The 25124-nt window shown below is 45.1% G+C and carries 23 protein-coding genes; 10 read left to right on the forward strand and 13 right to left on the reverse strand.

What is annotated here, in order from left to right; genetic code table 11:
* The first annotated feature begins 12 nt into the window (after window positions 1–12).
* Both DKT73_RS05375 and DKT73_RS05380 read left to right on the forward strand, forming a co-directional pair.
* Complete coding sequence (locus tag DKT73_RS05375) at window positions 13–1878, forward strand: DUF294 nucleotidyltransferase-like domain-containing protein (protein ID WP_111637539.1); 1866 nt, start codon at window positions 13–15, stop codon at window positions 1876–1878.
* Complete coding sequence (locus DKT73_RS05380; protein ID WP_111637540.1) at window positions 1879–2535, forward strand: 3'-5' exonuclease; 657 nt, start codon at window positions 1879–1881, stop codon at window positions 2533–2535.
* Here DKT73_RS05380 and DKT73_RS05385 read toward each other — a convergent pair.
* The 4 genes from DKT73_RS05385 to DKT73_RS05400 form a co-directional block, all read right to left on the reverse strand.
* Entirely contained in the window at window positions 2497–3309 is an 813-nt protein-coding gene (locus tag DKT73_RS05385) for a UDP-2,3-diacylglucosamine diphosphatase (protein WP_111637541.1), read from the reverse strand. The two genes, DKT73_RS05380 and DKT73_RS05385, sit on opposite strands and share 39 nt — an antisense overlap.
* An 83-nt stretch (window positions 3310–3392) precedes the next feature.
* On the reverse strand, window positions 3393–5159 hold the full coding sequence (locus DKT73_RS05390; RefSeq protein ID WP_111637542.1) for a GGDEF domain-containing protein: 1767 nt from the start codon (window positions 5157–5159) through the stop codon (window positions 3393–3395).
* Between the two features lie 286 nt (window positions 5160–5445).
* A complete protein-coding gene (locus DKT73_RS05395) occupies window positions 5446–5634 on the reverse strand; it encodes an RSP_7527 family protein (RefSeq protein ID WP_111637543.1) in 189 nt (62 codons plus the stop codon).
* Window positions 5635–5740: 106 nt separating this feature from the next.
* Window positions 5741–6634 (reverse strand): helix-turn-helix domain-containing protein, encoded by an 894-nt coding sequence (locus tag DKT73_RS05400; RefSeq protein WP_111637640.1) that lies wholly within the window; start codon window positions 6632–6634, stop codon window positions 5741–5743.
* A 257-nt stretch (window positions 6635–6891) separates the two neighbouring features.
* Between DKT73_RS05400 and pobA the strand changes: the two genes are divergently transcribed.
* Entirely contained in the window at window positions 6892–8094 is a 1203-nt protein-coding gene (gene pobA / locus DKT73_RS05405; protein ID WP_111637641.1) for a 4-hydroxybenzoate 3-monooxygenase, read from the forward strand.
* A gap of 94 nt (window positions 8095–8188) precedes the next feature.
* Here the strand turns inward: pobA and DKT73_RS05410 are convergent, their stop codons facing one another.
* From DKT73_RS05410 to DKT73_RS05450, 9 genes are all read right to left on the reverse strand, one after another.
* Window positions 8189–8521: a PBPRA1643 family SWIM/SEC-C metal-binding motif protein gene (locus DKT73_RS05410; protein WP_111637544.1), complete on the reverse strand. Its 333-nt coding sequence runs from the start codon at window positions 8519–8521 to the stop codon at window positions 8189–8191.
* 106 nt (window positions 8522–8627) lie between these two features.
* On the reverse strand, window positions 8628–9656 hold the full coding sequence (locus tag DKT73_RS05415) for an LPP20 family lipoprotein (RefSeq protein ID WP_111637545.1): 1029 nt from the start codon (window positions 9654–9656) through the stop codon (window positions 8628–8630).
* Between the two features lie 2 nt (window positions 9657–9658).
* Window positions 9659–10285, reverse strand: a complete 627-nt coding sequence (locus tag DKT73_RS05420) for a penicillin-binding protein activator LpoB (protein WP_111637546.1) — start codon at window positions 10283–10285, stop codon at window positions 9659–9661.
* A gap of 71 nt (window positions 10286–10356) precedes the next feature.
* Window positions 10357–12024 carry a COG3014 family protein gene (locus DKT73_RS05425; RefSeq protein ID WP_111637547.1) on the reverse strand — a complete coding sequence of 556 codons (1668 nt, stop codon included), beginning with the start codon at window positions 12022–12024 and terminating at the stop codon, window positions 10357–10359.
* Between the two features lie 232 nt (window positions 12025–12256).
* Window positions 12257–12730 carry a protein-export chaperone SecB gene (gene secB / locus DKT73_RS05430; protein WP_111637548.1) on the reverse strand — a complete coding sequence of 158 codons (474 nt, stop codon included), beginning with the start codon at window positions 12728–12730 and terminating at the stop codon, window positions 12257–12259.
* Between the two features lie 65 nt (window positions 12731–12795).
* Window positions 12796–13050, reverse strand: coding sequence for a glutaredoxin 3 (gene grxC / locus DKT73_RS05435; RefSeq protein WP_111637549.1), 255 nt, complete (start codon window positions 13048–13050; stop codon window positions 12796–12798).
* 11 nt (window positions 13051–13061) lie between these two features.
* On the reverse strand, window positions 13062–13481 hold the full coding sequence (locus tag DKT73_RS05440) for a rhodanese-like domain-containing protein (protein ID WP_232827791.1): 420 nt from the start codon (window positions 13479–13481) through the stop codon (window positions 13062–13064).
* A 227-nt stretch (window positions 13482–13708) separates the two neighbouring features.
* Entirely contained in the window at window positions 13709–14512 is an 804-nt protein-coding gene (locus DKT73_RS05445) for a DUF1338 domain-containing protein (protein ID WP_111637550.1), read from the reverse strand.
* A gap of 99 nt (window positions 14513–14611) precedes the next feature.
* Complete coding sequence (locus DKT73_RS05450) at window positions 14612–15481, reverse strand: LysR family transcriptional regulator (protein WP_111637551.1); 870 nt, start codon at window positions 15479–15481, stop codon at window positions 14612–14614.
* Window positions 15482–15674: 193 nt separating this feature from the next.
* Between DKT73_RS05450 and amaB the strand changes: the two genes are divergently transcribed.
* From amaB to DKT73_RS05485, 7 genes are all read left to right on the forward strand, one after another.
* Window positions 15675–17219 (forward strand): L-piperidine-6-carboxylate dehydrogenase, encoded by a 1545-nt coding sequence (gene amaB, locus DKT73_RS05455; protein WP_111637552.1) that lies wholly within the window; start codon window positions 15675–15677, stop codon window positions 17217–17219.
* An 80-nt stretch (window positions 17220–17299) separates the two neighbouring features.
* Complete coding sequence (locus DKT73_RS05460; RefSeq protein ID WP_111637553.1) at window positions 17300–18571, forward strand: NAD(P)/FAD-dependent oxidoreductase; 1272 nt, start codon at window positions 17300–17302, stop codon at window positions 18569–18571.
* A gap of 183 nt (window positions 18572–18754) precedes the next feature.
* Window positions 18755–19657 carry a LysR substrate-binding domain-containing protein gene (locus DKT73_RS05465; RefSeq protein ID WP_111637554.1) on the forward strand — a complete coding sequence of 301 codons (903 nt, stop codon included), beginning with the start codon at window positions 18755–18757 and terminating at the stop codon, window positions 19655–19657.
* A gap of 111 nt (window positions 19658–19768) precedes the next feature.
* The gene (gene gpmI / locus DKT73_RS05470; protein WP_111637555.1) at window positions 19769–21298 is read left to right on the forward strand and encodes a 2,3-bisphosphoglycerate-independent phosphoglycerate mutase; all 1530 of its coding nucleotides are present in this window, start codon (window positions 19769–19771) and stop codon (window positions 21296–21298) included.
* Window positions 21299–21305: 7 nt separating this feature from the next.
* Entirely contained in the window at window positions 21306–22445 is a 1140-nt protein-coding gene (locus DKT73_RS05475; RefSeq protein ID WP_111637556.1) for a murein hydrolase activator EnvC family protein, read from the forward strand.
* Window positions 22446–22497: 52 nt separating this feature from the next.
* Window positions 22498–23772, forward strand: a complete 1275-nt coding sequence (locus tag DKT73_RS05480; protein ID WP_111637557.1) for a S41 family peptidase — start codon at window positions 22498–22500, stop codon at window positions 23770–23772.
* A gap of 33 nt (window positions 23773–23805) precedes the next feature.
* Entirely contained in the window at window positions 23806–25005 is a 1200-nt protein-coding gene (locus tag DKT73_RS05485) for a divergent polysaccharide deacetylase family protein (RefSeq protein WP_232827792.1), read from the forward strand.
* Window positions 25006–25124 lie beyond the last annotated feature (119 nt).

A 25124-nucleotide genomic window follows, 5' to 3' on the forward strand; every position in this document is an offset into this window, starting at 1 on the left:
GAGAATAATAAAATGGCCGCCATAGATATCCCTGAAGTACATAAATTCATTGAATCCATTCCGCCTTTTTCTAGCCTAAGTTTGCTTGAACGTAAGCACCTACTGACGGGGGTGGCAATGTTATACGTACGTCAGGGACAGACGCTTACGCTAAAAGGTGAAGCGGCAACCGTGCATTTGATCCGTCGAGGTGCCTGTGAAATCCGCACTCCAAAAGGTGGGTTGGTGGATCAAATTGCCGATGGTGAGTGTTTTGGTGTGTCCAGTGTGTTGGCGCAAAATCCTGACGGTTTGCAGGTGGTCGCGATGGAGGACAGTCTTGTTTATCGTTTTGAAAAAACACACTTCATGGAAACGCTGGAAAAAAGCGAAGCCTTTGGACTGTTTTTTGAACACACAAGGCACAATCGATTGCGCAAATTATCTCGTCGTCAACGTAACGAACTTGCCTCGCCTGCTCTGCAATTATCCACTCCTGTGACCCATATTATGACCCGCCAACTTATTTTGGCTTCTCCTGAGGAAAGCGTGCAAACCATTGCCATGCGCATGACCGAAGCACGAGTGAGTTCTATTTTGGTGGTCGAAGAGGGGCGGTTATTGGGTATTGTGACCGATCGAGATTTGCGCTCTCGTATTTTGGCTTTAGGTGGCTCGGCCGACACCTTAGTAAAAGATGTGATGACAAGGCAGCCTGTTCGCTTAACGCCTGACGCGTTAGTGATGCAGGCGCAAACGCTTATGAGTGAAAGTAATATTCACCATTTGCCTATCGTGGATGACGAGCAACGGGCTGTAGGTATGTTGACGGCAGCAGATTTATTGCGCCATCAAGAGCTAAGCCCCCTTTTATTGATCAATCAAATTCATCGTCAACAATCCATCGACAGCCTGGCCAATGTATGTAAACAATGGCCAACTTTGATTATTAACTTAATTGTCACCGACATGAAGCCTGCCGATGTGGGGAAAGTATTAGCGACGGTGAGTGATAATCTGACGCGGCGTGTGATTGAGCTAGCATTGGAGACAGTTGGCCCAGCGCCCATGGCCTTCCAGTTTTTAGTATTTGGTTCACAGGCCCGCCGAGATCAATCGTTGGGCAGTGACCAAGATAATGGTTTGATGTTAGAGCGTGAGCCAACGACAGAAGAAAGTCAGTATTTTGCTGAATTATCCGAGTGTATTTGCCAAGGGCTCGCCCTTTGCGGTATTCGTCTTTGCCCCGGTAACATCATGGCGAGCAATCCTGAATGGCGCAAAACAGAAGCGGGGTGGCGGCAGGTGTTTTCGGCCTGGATCAAAAGCGGCGCGCCGAGCGCCTTACTTCACGCCAGCATCTTTTTTGATATCCGTTGTGTGTATGGAAGGGAAGCTCCTGTTGATGATTTAATTGCCGCGATGCAACGAGACGTGAGCAAAAACAGCGCCTTTCTGGCAACGTTGACGCGCACCGCGTTGGTGACTAAACCGCCATTGGGCTTTTTTCGTCACTTTTTATTAGAATCCTCCGGTGAGCACAAACACCAGCTTGATCTTAAGCATCAGGGATTAGCGCTCATTAACGACTTAGCCCGTTTGTACGGTTTGTCTTGTCAGACCTATCGAGTAGCGACATTGGATCGCATCGAACAGGCGATTAGAGAGAAACTCATCAGTGTGGACACTGCACGAAACCTTATCGACGCATGGGACAAATTAAACGGTTTACGATTAGAGGCGCAAAGTCGACATTGGCAAGCGACAGGAAAAGCCAGCGCCTATTTAGATCCTAAGGACTTAAGCTCCTTGGAACGCAAACACCTCAAAACGACGTTCAGTATCATTAGCGATGTGCAAGATGTGGCACAACAGCGTTTTTTAAGAGGGTACAGCTAGATGCCATTAAGCTGCCTACAAAAAATAAAAGCGTGGCATATATCACGTCAAGCGATGCAACGCGCTTGGACTGAGTGGAATTACTTGGTATTGGATGTTGAAACCTCTGGCTTGGACCCAAAACAAGACCATATCGTTAGCTTTGGTTGGGTGTGCATTCACAAGGGGGTAATTGAATTAGATACAGCACGGCATATTGTGTTGGATAGTGCGCCAATTGGCGACAATGTTGGCATTCATATGATTACGGACTCCGATGTTCAGCAACAGGGTAAAAAACAAGAAAGCGTGTTGCGTTACTTACGGCATCTACTCCGGGAACGTGTTTTAGTCATGCACCACGCGCCAATAGAACTGGGCTTTTTAAAACACGCCTGGCAAAGCGAGGCTTTACCGGCATTTTCTGCCAGCTGGCTCGATACGCTTGCGATAGAACGCACCAAAGCCAATCGATCTCAACAGCCTATTCAAGATGGTGGCTTTCGCCTTGGTGCTTGTCGAGAACGCTACGGCTTACCAGAATACCAAGGCCACGACGCCCTAACCGACGCCTTAGCCACCGCAGAATTATTACTTGCACAAATCGCCTATCAAGGCAAAGACTGCCGACTGCATGACTTAAACCAAATGGGTGGTGGGCGCGTGAGGTTCTTGTAACCCCCAGTCTTCCTTGGGCTCGGTAGCAAGAACTTTTGGGGTTTCCGACCAATGTATCAGGCTCATTTCCCCTGCAGCAGATTCTGTTAATGCTGTGCAGTGTTCGACCCAATCTCCATCGTTGCAATAGAGAACATCGTCTTTGATTCTGAACGAGGCAAAGTGAATATGGCCGCAGATGTAGCCATCGACTTTATGGTTTCTGGCAGATTTGAGGGCAGCGGTTTCAAAACGATCAATGAATTCTTTGGCTTTGCTAATATGACTTTTTAAATAACCTGCCAGTGACCAATAAGGTAAGCCGATAAGTCGTCTTACGCCGTTTATCCATTGATTCAGCGACAACATGAGACCATGCGCTTTATCGCCTATGGCGAGCATGAGAGGGCTGATTTTTACCATTTGATCGAATTCGTCACCGTGACTGACATAGAAGGTACGACCGTTAGCGGTTTTGTGGCGTGCGTTGAGTTTTATCTCGACTCCTGAAAGTGTCTGACCGGCAAATTGGCGGAAAAACGCATCATGGTTGCCCGGAATATAAATGACTCTGGTGCCGGACTTTGCCATGGCAAGAATGCGTTCGACCACCTGATGATGCGTATCGACAAAGTAGGCTTTAGAGCGCATTTCTTGTAGGTCGATAATGTCTCCAACCAAATACAAGGTATCGGTTTTGATGCTTTGCAAAAAATCCAATAAATGCGCAGCTTGGCAGGCTTTGGTTCCCAAATGCACGTCAGATATGAACACGGATCGAAATGTGGTCTGCATAAAAACGCCTCCTTTATGGTTCATTTTAAGGGTAAAGCGTTTTTGTGACAGAGTTATGAGGGCTTTGTGACAGTTAGGTCACATTATCCTATTGCGGTTATTTGTGTGAGATAAGGTTGCAGATAAATACAGTTGCCCCCTTGTTGTTTGGCCGATTTTTTGGCTTGAGCAGCCAGCTCTGCGACTTGATGATGGTTGCCGCATTGCTGTGGATTGGGGTGAACGACACCGATTGCTAAGCTCAAAATAGGGTGAAAAAGTACTTCACCATGGCGATTTTTTGTCCAAACACCGCCTTCTTGAAGTGTGTCAGTGGTATAAAATTCTCGTACTTTTTGTTCAAACGCAAGGAGAATTGACTCACATTGAAGGCGCCAATCTTCATCGCCAAAAATCACCACAAAATCGTCACCACCAATATGGCCGATGAAATTATTGTCAGGGGTAACCCACTCTTTAATCAAAGAACCAACCAGTTGAATAACCGCGTCGCCTTTTGAGTAGCCAAAGAAGTCATTAAACGGTTTGAAATCATTCAGGTCAAAATACGCCACATAGAAATTGTCATTTGCGGCTAAACGCCGACTGACTTCTCTATGAATGGGGACATTGCCGGGCAACAGTGTGAGTGGATTGGAATAGGTTGCGTTTTGTATTTTTAGTTCGGTAATCCGTTTTAGTAGATCTCTAAGATGCCCTGTACCAATAAATTTGCCTTCTTTTACGACAATAATTTCGTTGTTGAGTCGATCGGCCTCTTGATCAGTGATTAAGGTCGACACACTGGAAAGACTCACATCACTTTCTACGATCAGTGCGTCTTTGCTGAGCAAATTGGTGACGGATTTATGTTCGTACAGTGCTCGACCATAGGGTGTTGAAAACAGTTCATGCAATTGGTTGCGATGTACGACTCCAAGTGGCTCTTGCTGATCGTTTAAGATAGGGATAGCAACGAGGTCTGGTTGTTTTTTGAAACATTGTGACGCGTCTTCTAAAAGACAATCCTCATGCAGTGTTGGTGTTGGCCGACATAAAGTTTGTACGGTCTCGGTATGATCAATATGAAACTGAGAACGTCTTTGAGCCTGTTTGACCAAATAGGGGTGTGTTGAAAAAGCGGGGTTTTCCGTAGGCCGTCCCAGAAAATAACCTTGTCCCAAGGTAACGCCAATTTCAATCAGTTGATCGAGTTCTTGTTGGGTTTCTATGCCTTCAGCGATAAGGATGCAGTTTAGTCGTTGCGCGATGGTCAGGATGGACCGAACAAATTCACGTTTGATCTCGTCTTTGTCGATGCCTTTAATAAAGTGTTTATCGACTTTGACGATGTCCGGCTGTAATTCAGACCAGAGTTGCAAGCCGGAGTAGCCAACGCCTAAATCATCAATGGCGACTTGGAACCCCATTTTACGATAATGGTCAACGCTGCTGCGTGGTAAACCATTATGATCATATGGATGCTGTTCGGACAGCTCAATCACGATGTCTTTTTGATCCAATCCTAAGTCTTTTAAAATGGCCAGCGTCATACCTGACTGATGATTAGGTGAGGCTAAGAGAGAGGCACTGACATTTAAAAAGAGACGGCCTTTTAGTGCTAACTTGGCAAATTTTGAGAGCGCTTTTTCTCGACAAAGTAGCTCTAATTTATGGAGCTTTCCTTGCTGCTGAGCCACTGTGAATAATGGATCAGGAGAGAACAGTGTGGAATTCATTGGTCCACGAGACAGGGCTTCGTGCCCGTATATTTCACCATTTGCTAAATCGTAAATAGGCTGGAAATAGGGTGTGATTAATCCATTTGAAAGGATTTTCTCAAGTAGAGCATGGTCGTCAATTTGGCTCATTTCGTCTCAAAACTGTCTTGGTTAAAGAAGTATCTAAGAACGAATTTTATGTCATATTTATGACGTTTTGATGACTAAAAAAGCTGGGGATGGGGGAGTTTGAAGAAGGCGTTTTGCAGTGATAACCCTGTTACCGGATCGATTTGTTATTCTTGCCGTTCGATCATCGGAAACATGGGGTACGGTCTGCCATTCCGTTATTTGTTTCGACAGCGGCTGTTGATTTTGTCTTTTTCAGACAAGCCACAACGGCAGCGAAAAGGGCAAATAACGTAGATGTAGAGACTTAGTGCTGTGGTTGCGCTGATGTTTTTACGGTGCGATTTGCAGTTAGTTTTACAAACAAAGCTTTTACGCTTGCGCTGGCTTTTTTGATTGCTGCAGCATAATAAGCACGGCGTAATTCGTAAGCTTTTTCTACATAGTAATCTGTATCAAGGTTACCGAATGTGTCGTATTTCATATCGTTTTTCATGGTTATGCTCCTAAAAAGTTCAGTCATATTTGACAGTTGTTATTTTAGGTTTTGACCAATCATTCAGCAAACGATCAATTTTCAGCTAATAGGTTAGAAAAATTCATCATATCGTTGGTTGGTTACTTAATGCTCTGAATTTTCCAGGAGGAAGGCCGGTCGAGCGTTTAAAAAAACGTGAGAAGTAACCTGGATCCTTGAAGCCTAAATCGTAGCTTATTTCTTCCACTGAACGCACGGTATAAATAAGGCTACGCTTAGCTTCCAGCAAAATACGATCATGAATCAGGTCGAGCACACTTTGATTGAAATTCGTCTTGCTGAGTCTGTTTAAGCGGCTGGTGGAAGTGCCTAAAGCATGTGCATACTGATCACTGGTCCAATGTTCGCGATAGTGCTTTTCGATCAGCTCTTTTAGCAACTGTGCATGACTGCCTTCGGTTTTGTTTGTGCTTCCAGTCGTACCGTTTGCATATTGACGGTAGAGCAACAGTAAAATGGCCTTAATCAGATATTCACTCATCAACGCGCGTCCTTCACGAATGAATGCCGACTCATTCTCGAGTTGCTGAATCAGTGGCCAAAGCTCAGAAAATACATTGCGATGATCATTAAAATCAATGTAGCACGCTTGGCTGAGCAAGGGTTGGATGAATTTAGCCGCTTTTTCTTGATAAGCATCTTCAAGTAAGGGTTCTGCGATGCTAATGACTCGGCCATCGGTATCGGGTGCGAAGCGAAAACCATGAACGACTCCAGCCGGTACAATAATGGCCCAAGCGCCTTGCAGTTTGTATTGCTGCTCGTCTAGCTGAACCTTGGCTTCCCCGGATTTTAAAATAAGAATTTGAAACAGTTGTGCATGCCGATGAGGGTTTATTTTCCAGCCAAGGTTGCCGCTGCGCGATTCAATGTCCTCAATATGGAAAAATTCTGGGTCATTAATCCAACTGGACTCACCATAAAGTCCAAAGTGTGGAATATTGGATACTCGTGACATGAGGAAATAATCTCTTGTTAATACGGTAAAAAAAGACAAAATAATCGGATATATAGCGACTTTTATAAGCCAAAAACGCGAAGAAGTCATTTTTTATTGGGATGTACGTTTTGTCTCTTAAAATTAAAAATGATCAAAAAGTACAATTTTTTGATCATAAATCACCTAACGAAATCGCGCTGAATCTTTCATTATTGATAGCACTAGACGAGGAAACTTACCCCTTGTCGAAAAATAACAATAAATTGGAGAGCATTATGAAAACACAAGTGGCGATTATTGGTGCAGGCCCATCTGGCTTGTTGCTAGGTCAATTGTTAGCAAAACAAGGCATTGATAACGTTATTATTGAGCGCGCTTCAGGCGAGTACATTCTGGGACGTATCCGTGCAGGTGTGCTTGAACAAGGTATGACGGATTTGTTGCGTGAAGCCGGTGTTGGTGAGCGCATGGATCGAGAAGGCCAAATCCATACCGGTGTTGAGTTAGCCTTCAACAATAAGCGCGTGCAGATCGAGTTAGAAAAACTCACGGGCGGCAGTACGGTGATGGTGTACGGTCAAACAGAGGTGACTCGCGATTTGATGGAGGCTCGTCAGAAAGCGGGTTTAACCACGTATTATGAATCCAGCAATGTGGTTTTGCACGACGTAAAAACGGATACCCCTTATGTGACGTTTGAGCAGAATGGTGAACAACATAGGCTCGACTGTGATTACATAGCGGGGTGTGATGGTTTTCACGGCGTTTCACGTCAGACTATTCCAGAATCGTCTCGTAAAGAGTTTGAACGTGTCTATCCATTTGGTTGGTTAGGTGTGCTGTCTGATACGCCTCCGGTTAATCATGAACTCATTTATTGCAAAACAGACCGTGGTTTTGCCATGACCAGCATGCGCTCGGCAACGCGTTCTCGTTATTACCTTCAGGTTCCGCTTACAGACAAAGTGGAAGATTGGAGCGATGATGATTTCTGGACAGAGTTAAAACGTCGTCTCCCTGATGACGTGGCTGCAAAGCTAATCACAGGTCCTAGTATCGAGAAAAGTATTGCCCCATTGCGTTCTTTTGTTTGCGAACCAATGCAATACGGAAATTTGTTTTTGGTCGGTGACGCGGCGCACATCGTGCCACCAACCGGCGCTAAAGGGCTGAACTTAGCGGCATCCGACGTAGCGACATTGAATAAAGTGATGAAGCGAGTGTACAAAGACGGTGACAAAGATTGTATCTCTCAATACTCAGACATATGTTTGCGTCGTGTTTGGCACGGAGAACGTTTCTCTTGGTGGATGACAAGCATGTTGCATGATTTTGGTCAGGGTGATGTGCATGACACGGATGCGGCTACCTATGAGAAGTTTATGAGTTCTGAGTTGAACTTTTACACGGACACAGAAGCGGGCCGTCGTATTATTGCGATGCAATACGTCGGTTTGCCTTATGAAGATCTGGCTTGATGCATAAAGTAGGCGAGTAACAAACGGTAGCGGCCTTGTAAGATCGATCATGGCCGCTACTGTTCGTCTTTTTAAAGACTCTGGCTTGGCGTACTTAGCCGCAGCATTTTTTGTATTTCTTGTTACTCCCACATGAACACGGGTCATTACGTTGTGGGGTTTTCTCAGCCATCTGAGGTGTTGGTTTGTTAAGCACGACGTCTAAAGCTGAAATGTCTTCTGCCGCTTCACTGTTAATGTGAATCTCAGCAAATAAATGATGGGCGACTAATATGGCGTGAATTTCACGCTCGCGCTCAGCACTTTGCACTTGTAAAACCAGCGGGTTTTCTTCACTACCGGATTTCACTTTAGGCTTGGGTTGATAATTGCCTAAATTATGCTTTTCCATAATGTCGGGTTTACCGCGATAAAAGAATTTTGACACTGGTGTTCCTAATGATGTGTAAAGTCACTCAGAGTAAGCAACTAAAGTCCGCGCAGTCTAACAGAATTTAGCGTGCTTAGCGCGTGTCTTTCATGTGCTGATAAGGTCAATTCAAACGCGTTAACCAAGTAAACATGGCTTCTATCGCTTGATTTGACCAAGCTGAGGTGGCTTGTTCTTGGGCTTTGTCTAGGGTTTTAGCAATACCTCTAGCACTGACTGTCCAGGAAGCAAGTCGTGCGCCGGCGGGATCAATCAGTTCTAATGTGCCATCCTCAAAGACATAAAAGCGCCCATTTTGTTCTTCATGATGTTGTGCTGTTCGGCTATTCAGTGTGAATAAGGAGCCACTTTTAGGTGTGAGCCCAAATTGGGAAAGTGCGCTGGCAAGAGAGTCCGCTTGCTTTGTGGCTGAAACATCAAAGCCATACTGCGTGAGCGCCTGGTTGAGTCGTTGTTCTATGTCTTGTATTTCTGTATCGGCTTTGCCTGCAAAGCGACGTTCCGTTGAATAAAGGCCGAGCTCGCTTTCATAGGACTTTCGTTGAGCAAAATAAGGAATAAGCTGCATGTAAGTTTGCCAGTCTTGAGGTGCAGGATTGTGGTCTTCTGTTTGTGTTAATGACGTCGCCAGTTTACGAATCATGTCGTCTGTATCGTTTAGGGCGATTTTTAACTTGGCAACAATGCGGCTACGATCAATCGACTGCAATGCGTATACATAATTTTTGTCGGCAAAGCGTTGTTCGTTGACGGTCTGTTCCAGTTCAATGGGGGCGGTTGTTATCTGTGTATAGGCGGTTTGCGTTTTTAAAACCTGCTCAGCACCTTGTCCTGATCTGACTTGTGTGTCTTGCGTATTCACTTGACTGACTTGGGTACGAAGTTGCTGAGCAATCTGCAGATTGCCGTTTTGCTCAGCTTGAGTGAAGGCTAAGGCAATATTTTCAATACGTGCTGCGCTGCCTACGCCATACAAATGTGTGTTGCTTTGAGGAGGCGACATAACCCAGTCAGGTAGGCGTTCCTCGCTCTGCGACACGTTTGTATTGACGCTTGAACAGCCCGTTAAGCTGAGCAATAGCGCAGCGAAGATAAGGCTGTGTCGTCTGGCAGGAAGCGCAAAACATTGCATGATTAGAAAAAGCCTTTATCTGCCAATTTTTTGATCTTCTTCTGACCGTTCCATACTTCACGGTTGGTGGTCATATCAATCAATTTCAAATCGACTTGATAGAAGCTGACACGCTGATCGCCATTGGAATCAACAATGGAGTTGATGGTACCCGATAAGGCAAAACCAGCGCCTTGCTCAAGTCCAAATTTCGCGACAGTATCCGGTGCAGCATTAAGCTCTTGCTCTTCTCGCTCAGCACGAACGTCGTCACGCTCTGCGCCAGACACGACAAAATCAACTTTGCCAGCACGCAATAGACTGCGTTTGATGTCGTTAATAAAGGTCTCGACAGGAATATGCTCAGAGGTTTTATTACGAATACTCTGCACTATTACCGTCGGATTGCCTTTGTTGCTAAAATTGTAATCACGAAACCACGGGAAAGTGAGCATGTCCCCCATCATTTCTTCTGCTACAAGGCGGGAATCCGTGTCATTCCAGCGATCAGAGAGCATAACGTCTTCGTTGGTATCCAAGCGCTTCACACTGCCAGAGCAGGCGCTTAACAACATTGCCATAAAGAGCGTAAATAGACCCTTCACTGACAGGATTGTCCATTTGGAATGTTTTGGTGTCGCGATGAACATGAGTATTTTCCTTACGTGTGTTTTAGCGGATGGTTATGGCGTCTAACCAATAACCTTTGAGTGTAACGAATTTAGTTAGGATTGCGTAGATTCCAAACTTTAATTTTGTTTGCTTCCAGATGTATTTTACCAAGAGAAAATGTCTTCTGATTGATTTGATAATCTGGCGTGTATTCGCCCGGAGGCAATGGTGCTCGTGTTAATCTAACTTGGGCTGGTAACGTCAGCCAATTTCGGGTGTCTGCAGCAGAAGAAGCAAAGACAGCCACTTGACCAATCAGATTTAAAATTAATGCCGCGTTTTGGTCCTGTACATTGGAGGATACTTGATACGCTAACCAGCTGCGTAATAGTTCTCTTACTAAGCCTTCATAAATGTCTCGTTGTGCTTGTGCTAGTTGCTCTTGAAAGGCGATATCCGCGAGAGAGGTCATGCGAATACTGTTACTAAAAGGCGCTAAATTTGGCGTGTTCACTTGCAACGTTGGCTGGTGATGGTCCAATGTGAAACGGGTGTAATATGGCACCGTCACTCGTATAGTTTGCTCGGTCAGCAATTTATCGACATTGGTGGCGCTGAGTTGTTGCCAAACAGGACGGCCAAGAATAACTCGCTTGGTAAAAATGCCAGAAAAGGTTCCCCACGCGCCGCCGGCTTTGTAGTTCGCAATCAGATTCAGTGGATTGATATCCGCATAGACCATGGTAAACCAACGGAATGAATCATTCGCTTGAGTGGTTCCACCAGCGTGCAGCGGTTCTAAAACCAAAGAGTAAGCGCGTGGATCGGCATACAATAATAAAGTCATTTCGCTTTTGTCTGGGACAAACCCTTGATGTTCTAAAATGACCAGTTCAGACTCACCGTCATGGTATTGTTTGAGCGTATCTTGCATGGATGGAGAAAGCTTGGTGTTAATGAGTTGTTGAATCTCATCTTGGTTGTAACCGCTTTTTTGCATCATGCGAATCGTGTCGAGCCAAGCGCGTTCCGCTGTTATAGCAGGTAAATCGTATTGTGTTGCGTAGCCATCTTGATAGAGATTGGCCGCTTTTTGATAACTAATTCGAGCGTCATCGAATTCACCGCTTATTTCATACTGTAAACCTTCCATATAGCGGGCCCAGGCGTCATCACGGTAGATAAATTGATCGGTATCGCGTCCGCCTGTGTAAAAGTTTCCTAACCAGCTAAGTGCTTTCATGTAAAAGGCTTGGTTTTCTTTTGCTTTGAGATCTTGATAGCTTGGATTTTGTGCTCGAATTTCATTTAGTTTTATGTCGATACGACGTACTTCAACCAAGGCTGCATCGTGGAGCTGACGTTTTTGGCGTATGTCTTCTTCTTGTTCTGCTAGCGCAAGGTAGTTGAGTGATTTAAGGTAGCTGATGTACACGCCTTCTATGCCACTACCACGATAATCACTTTGTCTAGGATTGGTGAGTAGCGCCCAAGAGCGGTTAGAAAATTTTTCTGGAAAAAAGGTGTCACTTAACTTTTCAGCCTGTTCTAACAGCGTGTTACTGCGCTCAAAATCGCCTTGATTTTGGGCAAGAGCGCCAGCTTCCATATAGTACAGTAGCTTGTCTTGAGGGTTGTTGAGTACGCCTTCCAGTTTATTCTCTGCGGCTTTCCATTCGCCTTCTTTGGCTAAGCTTAGACCCGCATCGATATCTTGTTTGTAAGTGGCACAGCCGGCTAAAAAGCAAACGCTTGCCCAAAGGAATAGCCACTTCACGCTACATTCCTTTTTCTAAGAACTGATTGGCAAAAAGAAGGGCGAGCAAGGCAAAACACCCTAAATACAGTATAAGCCAGCGGGCTCTTAGGCAATTCGGACATGGTTTTTTTTTCTTTTTCATCACAGCTTCCGTTGTGTTGGATGATCTCAAGATGCTTATTATGCAACAAAAAAAAGAGGCTGTAGCCTCTTTTTCTTAACGTCTATTTGCTTTCGCCATTCGATCGTATTATTGCTTGGTTTCCGCTTGTTGCTTTTGTAGGCTTTCAATATAGAGCGCATCAAAATTGATAGGCGCAAGCATAATCGCAGGGAAACTGCCTTTTACCACAACAGCATCAATATTTTCACGAGCATAAGGGAACAGTGTCGCAGGACAGAATGCTCCCAATGCGTGATGAAGTTGTTGGTCGTTAAGGCCAGCAATAACGAATAGACCGCCTTGTTGGACTTGTACTAAATAGCCAGTATTGCCATTATTTTTTACCGTTACGGTAATTTCCAGAACGATTTCGTAGACGCTTTCACCTACTTGGCGGCTTTTTGTATTTAATTCTAAGCCAACTTCTGGTTTCCATTCTTCTTGGAAAATCATAGGTGAACGAGGAGATTCAAAAGAAATGTCTTTTAAAAACACGCGCTGCATGGAAAGTTGTGGTGTTTGCGCTTCTTGTGCTTCTGGTGTTTCAGCTGTATCGGACATCTTGGTTCCTTTTTGTTAATGGTTTCATTTTATTATTGGGTGAATCAGAACGTTTTCTATGGTCACTATTGTGCGAGTAACGCATCCAGTTTTTGTTCACGTTCAAGGGCATAAAGATCATCACAGCCGCCGACGTGTTGTTCACCGATCCAAATTTGGGGAACAGTATGGCGACCGCTTTTTTCCATCATTTCTTGTCGTAATTCACGTTCCCCGTCTACACGGATCTCATTAAAGGCAACATTTTTGGCCGTTAATAATTGTTTTGCTCTGACGCAAAACGGACAGTAATCGCTCGAGTAGATAGTGACAGTGGCCATAATATTCTCTCTTATCCTTTCACTAGTGGTAGGTTAGATGATTGCCATTCTACAATACCACCTTGAAGTTTGTATATTTTACTAAAACCTGCTTTTTTGAGGTCTTTTGCACTGGCACCAGAGGTGATACCCGATTTACAGACGATAATGATTGGCGTCTCTTTATGTTTCTCAAGACGCTTTAGATTGTCTTGCATCTTAGTCGCAGGGATATTCATCGCACCAGTAATGTGGCCGGTGTTGAACTCTTTTTCTGGACGAATATCAATAACAACGGCATCTTCGTTATTCATAAGATTGGTTGCTGCTGAAGGGGTAAGACCCTGAGCACCGCCTTTGCTTTCAACAAACAGTAGCGTGGCAAGAATCGCTAAAAAGACAGCGACCATTTCCCAGTGGTTGATAGAAAATTCAATAAGTTGGTTCATCATAATCGTAAGGCCCATATTTAAACTGCGAGCATTATACACGGACGGTTGAATCGGTACATACTCTCAGAAACCTTTGTGTGATTAGTATGCTTGCATTGACCGACTTAATTCAAGATTCGCGAATGGGTTCTATCATAGGTATGTGACAAAGAGATAATGGCACTAGGCTAAAACAAAAAAACGAGCCATGTAGCGGCTCGTTATTGTCTTTTTGTTGTTAGGCGTACTTACTTTGCGCTGGTGGAGTCAAAGATTTTATCGGCGTTGCCTTCAATAAAGCTGTCGAACAATTTGCCATTCGGCATGACATGACGACGAGCGAATTCATAAAAGCAGCTCGGAATGGTTTTTTGTTTGCCATCGGCAAAGGTGAACTCTATCTTGTCGGCCATGGTAGATGACTGCTCTAGGAAGAGTTCAGATGAGCCTTTGACCAAACCACCGACTTGATTTAATGCGTAGCCTGCGTTTTGCACGAGAGTATTGACGTCGTCAATGGTTGGGAATGCCTTCAGGTGATTAATGCTGACCGTGAAATGGTTGGCTTGTAACCCCATAGTAGACAACCAAGCTGCGTATTCACTGTGTTCAGCTAGTGTGAGGTATTCGGCCTCCGTTGGTGTCTGCCACAATTTACCTGCCCAAAAAATAGCGGGTGTCTGTACCGCATCGGCTGGGATTTGTGCGATGAACTTACCGATAATCTCTTGGCAGTTTTCCGGTAGCTCTTCTACTAACAGCTCAGATAAAAAAATCTTTGGCGAATCCACATCCGTTTGGTGTTTGTAACAACGGGCTTTTAGATGTTTGTTTTCAAAACGAAATGCCCCATAGGCCTTGTAGCCAATGGCTTCTAGTTGGGGTTCCAATTTTTCCAATGAGATCGGTGAGTTATTAAACGTGCGAAAGGCCACGTGATCGTTCAGTACGTTTTCGCCATGACTCTTAAACAGTGTTTGGATGCGTTGAGCTTGTGGAGTAACGTTTGTGTAATGATCCCATAAGGATGCAAAAAAATCATTCGGTGTCATTAAAATGCCCTGCCATCAGTGTTAGATCGTTTTCTCTACTGTAGTGCAGGAGTCAGTCGAAAGGCAAAGGGTAAAAACGCACCTTGTTATGCATAAAAGTTATGCGAGGCGCAATTCTGTTGGATTTTTGTGGAGAAATAATTGCTGCTTGGCCGTCAGAATCGTATTGATTAGATGCGCCGGAAAACTGCGTTCTTTTTTATGTGCCAGACCCACTACACGCTTTAGTTTGACATCGTTTAATGGTCGTAAGCACAAATCGTTGCGGCCTCGGGAAGAATGCTCGGGAATGAGTGAAATGCCTAACCCTGCCGCGACTAAGTCCAATGCGTATTCTTCCGTTTTGACCTGAGCACGAACATCTGTGGTGAGTTCTTGTTTTTGCATCAAGTAGTTCCAAGATTCCAAAATGTCGCACGGCGTACGGGAAATAAAAGGTTGTTTGTCTATTTGTTTAATGGATAACGAAGGAAAGTCGGCAAGCCAGTGATCCAATGGCATGGCGATGACATAATCGTCTTCCCAGAGCGGATAAAACACATCTTCTTCAGTGGTATAGCGCTGACAGGTAAAGCGTAGATCGGCGCTTTCTGATTCATCCACAAGCTTTAAGGTCAATCCTTGTACTTCGTCCAACATGGTTTTGATCACTTGACTGATCAACGCACCTGATAAAAAAGGCGTCAAGGAGATAGACAGCGCCAGCGGTGTGGGTGTCTCGGTAAATAGGCTGCGCATGGCGCTGAGGTCGCTGACCATTTTGCAGGCGTGGGGATAAAGTTGCGAGCCGCTGTCGGTTGGAGACACGCCTTTGGAATGGCGAACAAAGAGTTTTGTGCCTAGGTCATCTTCTAATTGTGCAACTGTTGTTGATATAGAAGGCTGTGCCACAAAGCAACGTTTGGCGGCAGCGCTTAGGCTTCGCTCTTCGTAAACGGCAATAAAGTAGCGTAATGATCGAATATCCATCGGTAGGCTCTTTTAAAAGGCGGCTCTATTTAGGGTGGTTTCTGTGTTCCTTTCTAATATACCTATAGAAGTATTATCTGGCCATAGGAAAAAACTAGACCACTAGCAGGAAAACGGTATTTCTCATTCTAGGCTAGGCTGGTTAAGGTGAAGGAAGTTTCGTTCTATTTATACATAAATCTTAGAGGTTCCTATGTCACTTACTTGTTTAGAAACATTGGGCGTAAACACCCTAAAACAAGGCGATACTTTTTACAGTGTATTAACGGGTAATTCGGTTGCTTTGGGTGAAGGCAGTACTTTTTCCGTTCACAGCCCCATTGATGGCAAAGCATTGTCTACTTTTAATAATGCGACTCCAGCTCAGCTAGACAAGGTAAACGCCGAGCTAAAAGACGCCTTTAAAGTATTGCGCACCATTCCAGCGCCACGTCGTGGTGAATTGGTTCGTCGTATTGGCGAAGAAGCACGCAAATACAAAAACGAATTGGCACAAGTGATCTCCTTGGAAGCTGGCAAAATTGTTCCTGAAGCCCTTGGTGAGGTGCAAGAGTGGATCGATGTGTGTGATTTCGCGGTTGGTCAATCACGTATGCTGCATGGTTTGTCTATCGTGTCTGAGCGTCCAGGCCATCGTATGATGGAGCAATGGCATCCACTTGGTCCAGTTGCGGTGATTACCGCGTTTAACTTCCCGATGGCCGTTTGGGCATGGAATGCCATGCTGGGTCTGGTCTGTGGTGATCCGATCCTACTAAAGCCTTCTGAAAAAGCGCCGTTGTGTGCTTTGGCTATGTACCAAATTGCGCAAAATGTGATTGCTGATATGCCCGATATCCCAAAAGCATCCGTATCTGTCATGATTGGTGATCGCGAATTAGGGGAAGCCATTTCAGCAAGTGAGACGTTTCCATTGGTTTCTGCGACAGGTTCTACGGCCATGGGCCGTGCTGTGGCAAAAACCGTGGCAGGTCGTTTAGGCCGTTCTTTGTTAGAGCTTGGTGGTAACAATGCCATGATCGTTTCCGATACAGCGGATTTGGATCTTGCGCTTCGTGCCATTGTTTTCTCTGCGGCCGGTACAGCGGGTCAGCGTTGTACTACGTTGCGTCGTTTGATTACTCATGAATCTATTGTGGAGGGTTTGGTTGAGCGTTTGGCGAAATCTTACGGATCGCTTCGCGTCGGTAGCCCAATCGTTGAAGGCAATTTGGTTGGGCCACTCATCGACGAAGGCAGCTTTAATCGTATGCAAGCGGCCCTAGAAACCGCGAAACAACAAGGCGGCGACATTGTCTGCGGTGGCGAACGTGTGACTGAAGGCGTTCCGGCGGGTGGTTTCTACGTGCGTCCAGCGATTGTGCGTATTGCTCACGATGCGCCCATCGTTCATGAAGAAACCTTTGCGCCTATCCTCTATGTGTTGACTTACCAAACCTTTGAAGAAGCGATTGAAATTCAAAACGAAGTACCGCAAGGTTTGTCTTCTGCGGTTTTCACAGAAAGCATGCGTGAAGCTGAGTTGTTTATGTCTCCAGCGGGGTCTGACTGTGGTATCGCCAACGTCAACATTGGTACCTCTGGTGCCGAGATTGGTGGTGCGTTTGGCGGTGAGAAAGAAACGGGTGGTGGTCGTGAGTCAGGTTCGGACGCGTGGAGAAACTACATGCGCCGTACAACGAATACCGTCAACTACGGCGGTGATTTGCCGTTAGCTCAGGGAATCATTTTTGAGTAATACACCGTATTAAGTAACTTAATAGGCGAGAATTTTCTCGCCTATTTGCGTTCTGGCCAATGTCCTGATGAGGTCATTTTATGTCTGATAAAATCTGCAATTCTTTATGGCGCGCTAGCTCTCCCGCGGCGCCTGTGTTGGCGCCTCTTGAAGGGCGCGTTGATGTCGAAGTGGTGATTGTTGGCGCGGGTTTTACGGGACTTTCAGCGGCATTACATTTAGCTAAATTCGGCATTTCTGTTGCTGTGATTGAAGCTCAAGAAGTGGGCTTTGGAGGATCCGGACGTAATGTTGGCTTGGCGAACGCTGGTGTTTGGTTAGAACCCGACCAGTTGGATAATGCCATTGGAACAGAAGCGGGAAGCATTATGTACAAGGCTCTCGCAGCGGCCCCCGAGTTTGTCTATGGCCTCATAAAAGAATATGACATTCAATGTGAGCCCGTTCGCAATGGCACCCTACATGCAGGCGTGGGGAAATCAGGTTTGGCACAATTACAGCGTCGTTGTGAACAAATGCAGAAGCGTGGTGCGCCAGTTCAGTTGTTGGACGCCGCCGAAGCGCAAGTTCGTATCGGTTCGAGTAAATTTAATTCCGCCTTGTTTGATCCACGCGCCGGCACGATTCAACCTTTGGCCTATGCTCGTGGGTTGGCTCACGCCGCGTTAAAAGAGGGAGCTAAGCTATTTGACCAATCTCCTGTGAGTAAAATCGAACCTGCAGACAACGGTTGGGTTTTGCACACGGAAAAGGGGCAAGTACACGCTGAAAAAGTGATTCTTGCGACGAACGCTTACAGTGAATTTGGGGTCAAGGAACAAGCTCGTAAGTTTGTGCCGATTTTTTATTCTCAATTGGCAACCAAGCCTTTAAGTGAAGCGCAGTTGGCCAGTATTCTTCCAAATAAAGAAGGCGTCTGGGATACCTGTACCGTGATGAGCTCTTTCCGTTTAGACCAACAAGGTCGCTTAGTCTTTGGTGGCATGGGTGGCGAGGGCAGCGTGTTGTCTAACTGGGCTACGCAACGGGTTACCGAACTCTTTCCCATTTTAAGTAAAGTGCAATGGGATTACTGTTGGACGGGAAAAATTGCCTACAGTGAAGATCATTTACCTCATTGCCAACAATTAGAAAAGGGCTTGTTTAGTGTGGCCGGTTACAGCGGTCGGGGAATTGGGCCTGGCACAGTGGTTGGTGCGGAGTTGGCTGAGTGGCTTTCGGGTCGAAGAGAAAGTTTGTCGATACCGACCACAGTACTGAGAGACATTTCGTTTCGTGAGTTGAAACGTTTGTTTTACGAAGTGGGAGCGCATACGTATCATATTGGGCAGCAGTCACATGCCTTAAGTTAAGGGTTTTGGTTGGTTTGGTACTCGCATACGTTTACGGTGAATAATCCGCATATTAGAACGCATCTTTATGGTGCGTTTTTTATTTTACTGGTTGGGTATAAAAGTGATATAGGATACAGTTATTGTCTTCCTGTTTTTATTTTCTTTTTTGTCTTTTTATTTATGTGAATGAGTAACGCCAACATGCGCCGTTATATCCCATCGTCTACTGCACTAAAATGTTTTGAGGCTTCGGTCAGGCATTTGAGTTTCACCAAAGCCGCGGAAGAGTTGCATCTCACTCAAAGTGCTGTTAGCCGTCAAATTCGTAACCTTGAAGAGTTCTTGTCACGAGATTTGTTTATTCGTCTTAATAAACGCTTGGTGTTAACCGGAACAGGAGCGGCTTACTACAAAGAAGTGGTGCCTTTGCTCGATGGTATGGAAAACGCGTGTCTGCGAATGTTGCATCGAGAGGATGAAAAAACCACCTTGACCATATCCGCGTTGCCCACTTTGGCCTCGTATTGGTTGATGCCATTGCTGGCAGAGTTTCAAATCGCCCATCCGCAGTTTCAAATTAAGGTTCGTTCCTTAGACGATGCCGCTAAGATCGACCCAGAAAGTATTGATATTATTTTGCATTATGGTGGTGATCATTGGCCTCGTGCGATTTCTCATCAATTGATGAAGGAAAAAGTGGTCGCGGTGGCCTCACCTGCGTTATTGAAACGAATTGCTAATAAATCCATTGAGGCATGGCGAGTCGAAGATGTCACTTTATTCCCTTTTCTGCATTTATCATCCCGAATCAATGCATGGCCTGACTGGATGGTAGCGCAAGGCTTAGAAAGTGGTTCCTTTGCAGGGGCTTCATTTGCGCATTTTCATATGTTGCTTGAAGCCGCGAAAAACAGCATGGGCATTGCGATTATGCCCACAATATTGGCGGAACGTAGTCTACAGAATGGCGAACTGGTAGCGCCTTTTGGTAGCGCTGTCTCGACTCCCCATGAGTATCTTTTGTCGTACCCAGTTGATAAAGCAGATCTTGAGCAAGTAGTGATTTTTCGTGACTGGTTACTGACAAAACGAAATGAGGCTTAGTGTGTGATTAGTGAAATTAATAGTCTGAATAGCCACGCTACTCTGTAACTAAATTACAAGCCTGTGATAGTATCGAATCATAATCATGATCAATTTATGGGATAGATTAACATGAACAAGAAAACCACAGCCCTCTTCATCCTTGATGGGTGGGGATACAGCGAAACCTCTACTTCTAATGCTATTGCGGCAGCAAATACTCCTAATTGGGATGCTCTGTGGAACAGCCATCCGCATACGCTTATTAAAACGTCTGGTTTGGCGGTGGGTTTACCCGAAGGCCAAATGGGGAACTCCGAAGTAGGCCACATGAATTTAGGCGCCGGACGCGTTGTTTATCAAAACTTTACTCGTATTGGCAAAGCCATTGAAGATGGGGCGTTTTTTGAAAACGAGGCGCTTGTCAACGCCGTAGACAAAGCGGTTAATGCTGGCAAAGCGGTACATATTTTAGGTTTATTGTCTGATGGTGGTGTTCACAGTCATCATGAACAAATCATGGCGATGTGTGAATTGGCTGCAAAACGTGGCGCCAAAGCAATATATGTACATGGTTTTACCGATGGTCGTGACACGCCGCCGCGCTCTGCCAAAACACCGACAGCCGAGTTAGAGGCCAAATTAGCGGAATTGGGCGTGGGGAAAATTGCGACTCTAACTGGCCGCTACTACGCAATGGATCGTGATAATCGCTGGGATCGAGTGCAAACCGCATACGATGCTATTGTGCTAGGCAAGGGGGAGTTTCAAGCGGACACGGCGGAAGGTGCGATTCAAGCGGCTTACGATCGTGACGAAAATGATGAATTTGTTAAAGCGACTATCGTTGGTACGTCTGCGCCAGTACAAGATGGTGATGCGATAATTTTTGCTAACTTCCGTCCTGATCGTGCACGTCAATTGACGCGTGCTTTTACGGAGGTCGATTTTGACGGTTTCACGCGTGCTGTTTATCCAAAACTGGCGGCGTTTGTTACCTTTACTGAGTTTTCATCGGATATCAAAGCCGATGTAGCGTTTCCTCCGGTTGCATTGACAAATACCTTAGGTGAAGTGCTAGCCAAGCATGGCAAAAAACAATTACGTATTGCGGAAACGGAAAAATACGCACACGTGACGTTCTTCTTTAATGGTGGGGAAGAGGCCTTGTTTGATGGCGAAGAGCGTGAGTTGATTCCTTCGCCTAATGTGGCGACTTACGATCTGAAGCCTGAAATGAGCGCACCAGAAGTGACGGATAAGCTTGTTGAAGTCATCAAAGCAGGCAAATATGACACGATTATCTGTAATTTTGCTAACGGTGACATGGTAGGACACAGTGGTATTTTTGATGCCGCCGTTAAAGCGGTTGAGGCGGTGGATGCTTGTCTAGGTCGAATCATCGAAGCATTGAAAGTGAATGGCGGTCAATGTTTGATTACCGCTGACCATGGTAACGTAGAACAAATGCTAAGTGATGATGGATCGCAACCATTGACGTCTCATACGATTGGCCCTGTTCCTCTTGTGTTGTTTTCTCCGACCCAAGGTCTGGGAATCAAAGAAGGGGCTTTGTGTGATCTTGCTCCAACATTGCTCGATATGATGGGAATGGATAAACCAGCAGAAATGACAGGTGTGAGCTTGCTCACACGGGCATGAGGCGGTAATGGTCTTACTATTTCGTAGTTTTCTTTTGTGTTTGTGTTTGCTGCCTGGCTTAAGTTGGGCAGCAGGGGAGCCGCAAACGCCTGAAGAGGCCAAGCAACAAATTCAAGCGTTGCAAAAGGATTTGCAAAAGCTGAATAGCTGGCTGAAGGATCTAAAATCTGAGCGATCGGGCGTGGAAAAGCAGCTTGAAAGTAAAGAAAAAGAAATTCAGGCATTGCTTAAAAAAATCCAGAACATCCAAGAAAGCTTAAAAAAAGGCGATGAGCAGCTGGGCGAGTTAAGAGTCCAGCAGCGCTCCCTACAGCTTAGTATTCAACAACAAAATGAACAAATAGCCGCCCAATTAAGGGCGGTTTATCGTTCCGGCAATGAAGAAAGCATTAAGCTGTTATTGAATGGTAATACCTCTGAAGAAGCGCAGCGTTTGGTGCAGTACAATCGCTATTTTTCCACCGCGAGGCAGTCTTTGATCAATGGTTTTGCGAATGAGGTGAACGACCTCAACTTAGTTGAGAAAAGCATTCGTAGCCATCGAGCTCAGCAAGCCAAAGAAGAGAGTCAGCTTAAAGAAGAGCGCAATCGACTGCTCAGTCAGCAAACCGAACGTCAAAATTTGCTGGTGAAATTGGATCAAGATTTGGCGCAAGGAGATAAACGTTCCAAGCAGTTATTACAAGATCAGCAAAATTTACAGGACATGTTGCAACGTCTAGAAGAAGCTTTGGCCGACGTAAAAATTCCGGATCAAGATGTGCCTTTTTCTTCTCAACGTGGCAAGCTTGTAAAACCATTGAAGACGCTGGCTACATTACCTACAACAGGCAGTATAAATTTAGGTGGCGTCACGCTTCGAGCCAAAGAAGGTGAGCCTGTCCATGCGATATTTTCGGGACGAGTCGTATTTTCTGACTGGATGCGTGGTTTTGGTTTTTTACTCATTTTAGATCACGGTGATGGTTATATGTCACTGTACGGTTACAACCAAAGTTTATTAAAAGAAGTAGGAGAATGGGTTGGGGCCAATGATACCGTCGCGATGGCCGGTAGCACGGGCGGTCGTCCTGATGCTGCTTTGTTTTTTGCAATTCGCCATAATGGAACGCCGTTAAAACCACTTTCTTGGATAGATGCTGGATAACCTGCATAACAGGCCCAGTTCCGCCGTTAGTAAAGAAGTCATAGGAAGAAACATGATCAATATTTTGCGTCAACGAATACCCTTTTTATTTATGGTGTTATTGGTTCAGCCGGCTTTTTCTGCGGATACTAAACAAGCATCTAAACTGCCTACCACCGAGATTCAATCTTTCGTTGAAACGTTCGAAACCATTCGAGAAGGGTATGTCGAGACGCTTTCTGATGAGGACATTCTTCACAAAGCATTAAAAGGTATGGTCTCAGGGCTTGATCCGCATTCTGAGTATTTTACTAAAACAGAGTTAGCCGATTTTAATGAGCTAACGTCAGGTAACTATGCCGGTATTGGTGTTGAAGTCGAAATGAAAGACAAACGTTTGACCATAGTGACGCCAATTGATGGTTCAGCGGCTGCCGAAGCGGGTATCTTGCCAGGTGATGTGATCATTAAAATTGATAACACCTTGATTACCGATCTTGGTATGCAAGACATTGTGACATTGATGCGCGGTGAAGTCGGTTCTACTGTGTCATTGGATATTGAGCGAGAGGGAGAGATCAAACACTATGAGTTAACACGTCGTTTGGTTGAAGATGCCAGTGTTACCGCGAAATGGTTAGATACTGGAATTGCTTATTTCCGAATCAGTCAATTTCAGGGAGACAGTGACCTAGAGTTTTATCAAGCAATCGATAAACTGGCTGCGGAAAGTAAAATTCAAGGGGTTGTCTTAGATTTACGTAACAATCCTGGTGGCGTTTTGCAAAGTGCTGTCGGAGTGGTAGACGCTTTTGTTGACAAGGGTATGATTGTTTATACCACTGGTCGTCATGAGATGTCGAAGAGTCAGTTTAAGGCAACTGAGAAAAACACTAAATTCAAGCAAATTCCAGTGGTGGTTCTTGTGAATGATGGCTCTGCTTCGGCGTCAGAGATTGTGGCTGGGGCTTTACAAGACCATAAACGCGCTGTGGTGTTGGGAACGGAAACTTTTGGAAAAGGTTCTGTTCAAACCGTGGTTCCTTTATCGAACGGTGATGCGGTAAAATTAACAACCGCCTTATATTACACGCCAAATGGTCGTTCTATCCAAGCTCAGGGTATTACGCCCGATCTGATTGTGCCACAAGCGACATTAACCTTCGATAAAGATCCGTTTTTGGTGAAAGAGTCAGAGCTAAAAGGACATTTGGGAAATGGTACGGGTGGTAAAGAACGAACCAGTGCGGATGCCTTGTCCGATATTGGCGAATTGGCAAGAACCGATTTTCAATTGTTTCAAGCAGTGACAATTTTGAAAACCTTGCCTAAATTAGTGCAGAAATAGCGATCTGTTTTTCACAAATGTATTGTTGGGGTAATGACTCCTTTGTTTGATATTAAAAAAGTATGTGTGCTTGTTTTGTTTTTGCTCGCCCTACCTGGGGGAGCAAAAACATTAGACAGTGATAGTGATCCCTTAGATGATTCTTTGCTCAATGAGCGAATTGGCGTTGAACTGCCAAATAACGAGAATGTGCCAGAAGAGAGTGTTGTAGAATTAGAAGAAGGGGGCATGGCGGAGTCAAACAAGGCACCCTCTGTAAATAAATCGATCATTTTGCCCGAACATCTGGGGCCGGTTTTGGTCGAATCTGAAGACTCGATAGAGAGCCAAGTTAAATTTGACTCTTATCCTTCTATTTTACAAAGTCAGCAAGAAGTGCCATGGAAGCCTTCCATTGCGCCTTTATTAGATGTTCCTGTTCTCCAACAAGTCACACCTGTGGAGGATTTGCTCTCAGTACCTAAGCCCAATACAACAGATGCTCCGAAAAAGGTCCCTACGCCCGCGAAAATGTTAGCGGTTGACGTGCACCCTAAAATGCCGCAAATCGCGATTTTGATTGATGATCTTGGGTACAGTCGAGACGGTATGGAATCGTCCCTATTGCTACCGACCGAAGTGGCATTAGCCATTTTGCCAAGCACTCCCTTTGCTTTGCAAACCGCGTTAACGTCTCAAAAACAACATCGTATAACGCTTTTGCATGCGCCGATGGAAAATCAGCGTGAGCTAAAACTTGGTCCTGGTGGTCTGTATGCGAGTATGACGGAGCAGGAATTAAAAACCACTCTAAGCAAGGACTTGGACAGTTTGCCTGGTATTCAAGGGGTAAATAATCACATGGGGAGTTTGCTAACGACCAAGGCCGATTCAATGAAATGGGTCATGGAAACGCTGAAAGGCCGTTCATTGTTTTTTATTGACAGCTTGACCAGTGCTCAAAGTGTGGCGAAAAAAACCGCACAAGAAGAGGGGCTAAAAACGGTTGGCCGAGACGTGTTCTTGGATAATATCCGAACAGAAGAGGCGATTGATAAGCAATTTTCTCGTCTCATAAAGCTGGCTAAACGTCATGGGAGTGCTTTAGCGATAGGGCACCCTTACCCAGAGACAATGGCATACCTTAAAAAACGCCTGAAGAATTTGGAGCAAGATGGCGTTCGCTTAGTAAAAGTGTCTGACTTGTTGGTCGCCTATCCTCTGTCTAAACCGCTGTCGACGGAAACAAAATAGCCATAAAACTCCGGTTTTTAATACAGCCGGAGTTTTTTGATAAAAAAACCGATTTTTTATCAATTTTTGATTGGGTTTTTGTACTAAATTATAGTGAGTGTCATTTTTCATAATAGGCT

Source organism: Marinomonas shanghaiensis (assembly GCF_003259175.1).
GTDB classification, from domain to species: domain Bacteria; phylum Pseudomonadota; class Gammaproteobacteria; order Pseudomonadales; family Marinomonadaceae; genus Marinomonas; species Marinomonas shanghaiensis.

Excerpts from the sequence above, each read along its gene's own strand:
- secB (WP_111637548.1), bottom strand. The coding sequence starts at position 12,730 with ATGTCCGATACAGCTGAAACACCAGAAGCACAAGAAGCGCAAACACCA.
- DKT73_RS05400 (WP_111637640.1), bottom strand. The coding sequence starts at position 6,634 with ATGTCACGAGTATCCAATATTCCACACTTTGGACTTTATGGTGAGTCC.
- DKT73_RS05465 (WP_111637554.1), top strand. The coding sequence starts at position 18,755 with ATGCGCCGTTATATCCCATCGTCTACTGCACTAAAATGTTTTGAGGCT.
- DKT73_RS05480 (WP_111637557.1), top strand. The coding sequence starts at position 22,498 with ATGATCAATATTTTGCGTCAACGAATACCCTTTTTATTTATGGTGTTA.
- grxC (WP_111637549.1), bottom strand. The coding sequence starts at position 13,050 with ATGGCCACTGTCACTATCTACTCGAGCGATTACTGTCCGTTTTGCGTC.
- DKT73_RS05385 (WP_111637541.1), bottom strand. The coding sequence starts at position 3,309 with ATGCAGACCACATTTCGATCCGTGTTCATATCTGACGTGCATTTGGGA.
- DKT73_RS05380 (WP_111637540.1), top strand. The coding sequence starts at position 1,879 with ATGCCATTAAGCTGCCTACAAAAAATAAAAGCGTGGCATATATCACGT.
- DKT73_RS05420 (WP_111637546.1), bottom strand. The coding sequence starts at position 10,285 with ATGTTCATCGCGACACCAAAACATTCCAAATGGACAATCCTGTCAGTG.
- DKT73_RS05415 (WP_111637545.1), bottom strand. The coding sequence starts at position 9,656 with ATGCAATGTTTTGCGCTTCCTGCCAGACGACACAGCCTTATCTTCGCT.
- DKT73_RS05450 (WP_111637551.1), bottom strand. The coding sequence starts at position 15,481 with ATGGATATTCGATCATTACGCTACTTTATTGCCGTTTACGAAGAGCGA.
- DKT73_RS05485 (WP_232827792.1), top strand. The coding sequence starts at position 23,806 with ATGACTCCTTTGTTTGATATTAAAAAAGTATGTGTGCTTGTTTTGTTT.
- pobA (WP_111637641.1), top strand. The coding sequence starts at position 6,892 with ATGAAAACACAAGTGGCGATTATTGGTGCAGGCCCATCTGGCTTGTTG.
- DKT73_RS05475 (WP_111637556.1), top strand. The coding sequence starts at position 21,306 with ATGGTCTTACTATTTCGTAGTTTTCTTTTGTGTTTGTGTTTGCTGCCT.
- DKT73_RS05445 (WP_111637550.1), bottom strand. The coding sequence starts at position 14,512 with ATGACACCGAATGATTTTTTTGCATCCTTATGGGATCATTACACAAAC.
- DKT73_RS05375 (WP_111637539.1), top strand. The coding sequence starts at position 13 with ATGGCCGCCATAGATATCCCTGAAGTACATAAATTCATTGAATCCATT.
- DKT73_RS05440 (WP_232827791.1), bottom strand. The coding sequence starts at position 13,481 with ATGATGAACCAACTTATTGAATTTTCTATCAACCACTGGGAAATGGTC.
- amaB (WP_111637552.1), top strand. The coding sequence starts at position 15,675 with ATGTCACTTACTTGTTTAGAAACATTGGGCGTAAACACCCTAAAACAA.
- DKT73_RS05460 (WP_111637553.1), top strand. The coding sequence starts at position 17,300 with ATGTCTGATAAAATCTGCAATTCTTTATGGCGCGCTAGCTCTCCCGCG.
- DKT73_RS05390 (WP_111637542.1), bottom strand. The coding sequence starts at position 5,159 with ATGAGCCAAATTGACGACCATGCTCTACTTGAGAAAATCCTTTCAAAT.
- gpmI (WP_111637555.1), top strand. The coding sequence starts at position 19,769 with ATGAACAAGAAAACCACAGCCCTCTTCATCCTTGATGGGTGGGGATAC.
- DKT73_RS05395 (WP_111637543.1), bottom strand. The coding sequence starts at position 5,634 with ATGAAAAACGATATGAAATACGACACATTCGGTAACCTTGATACAGAT.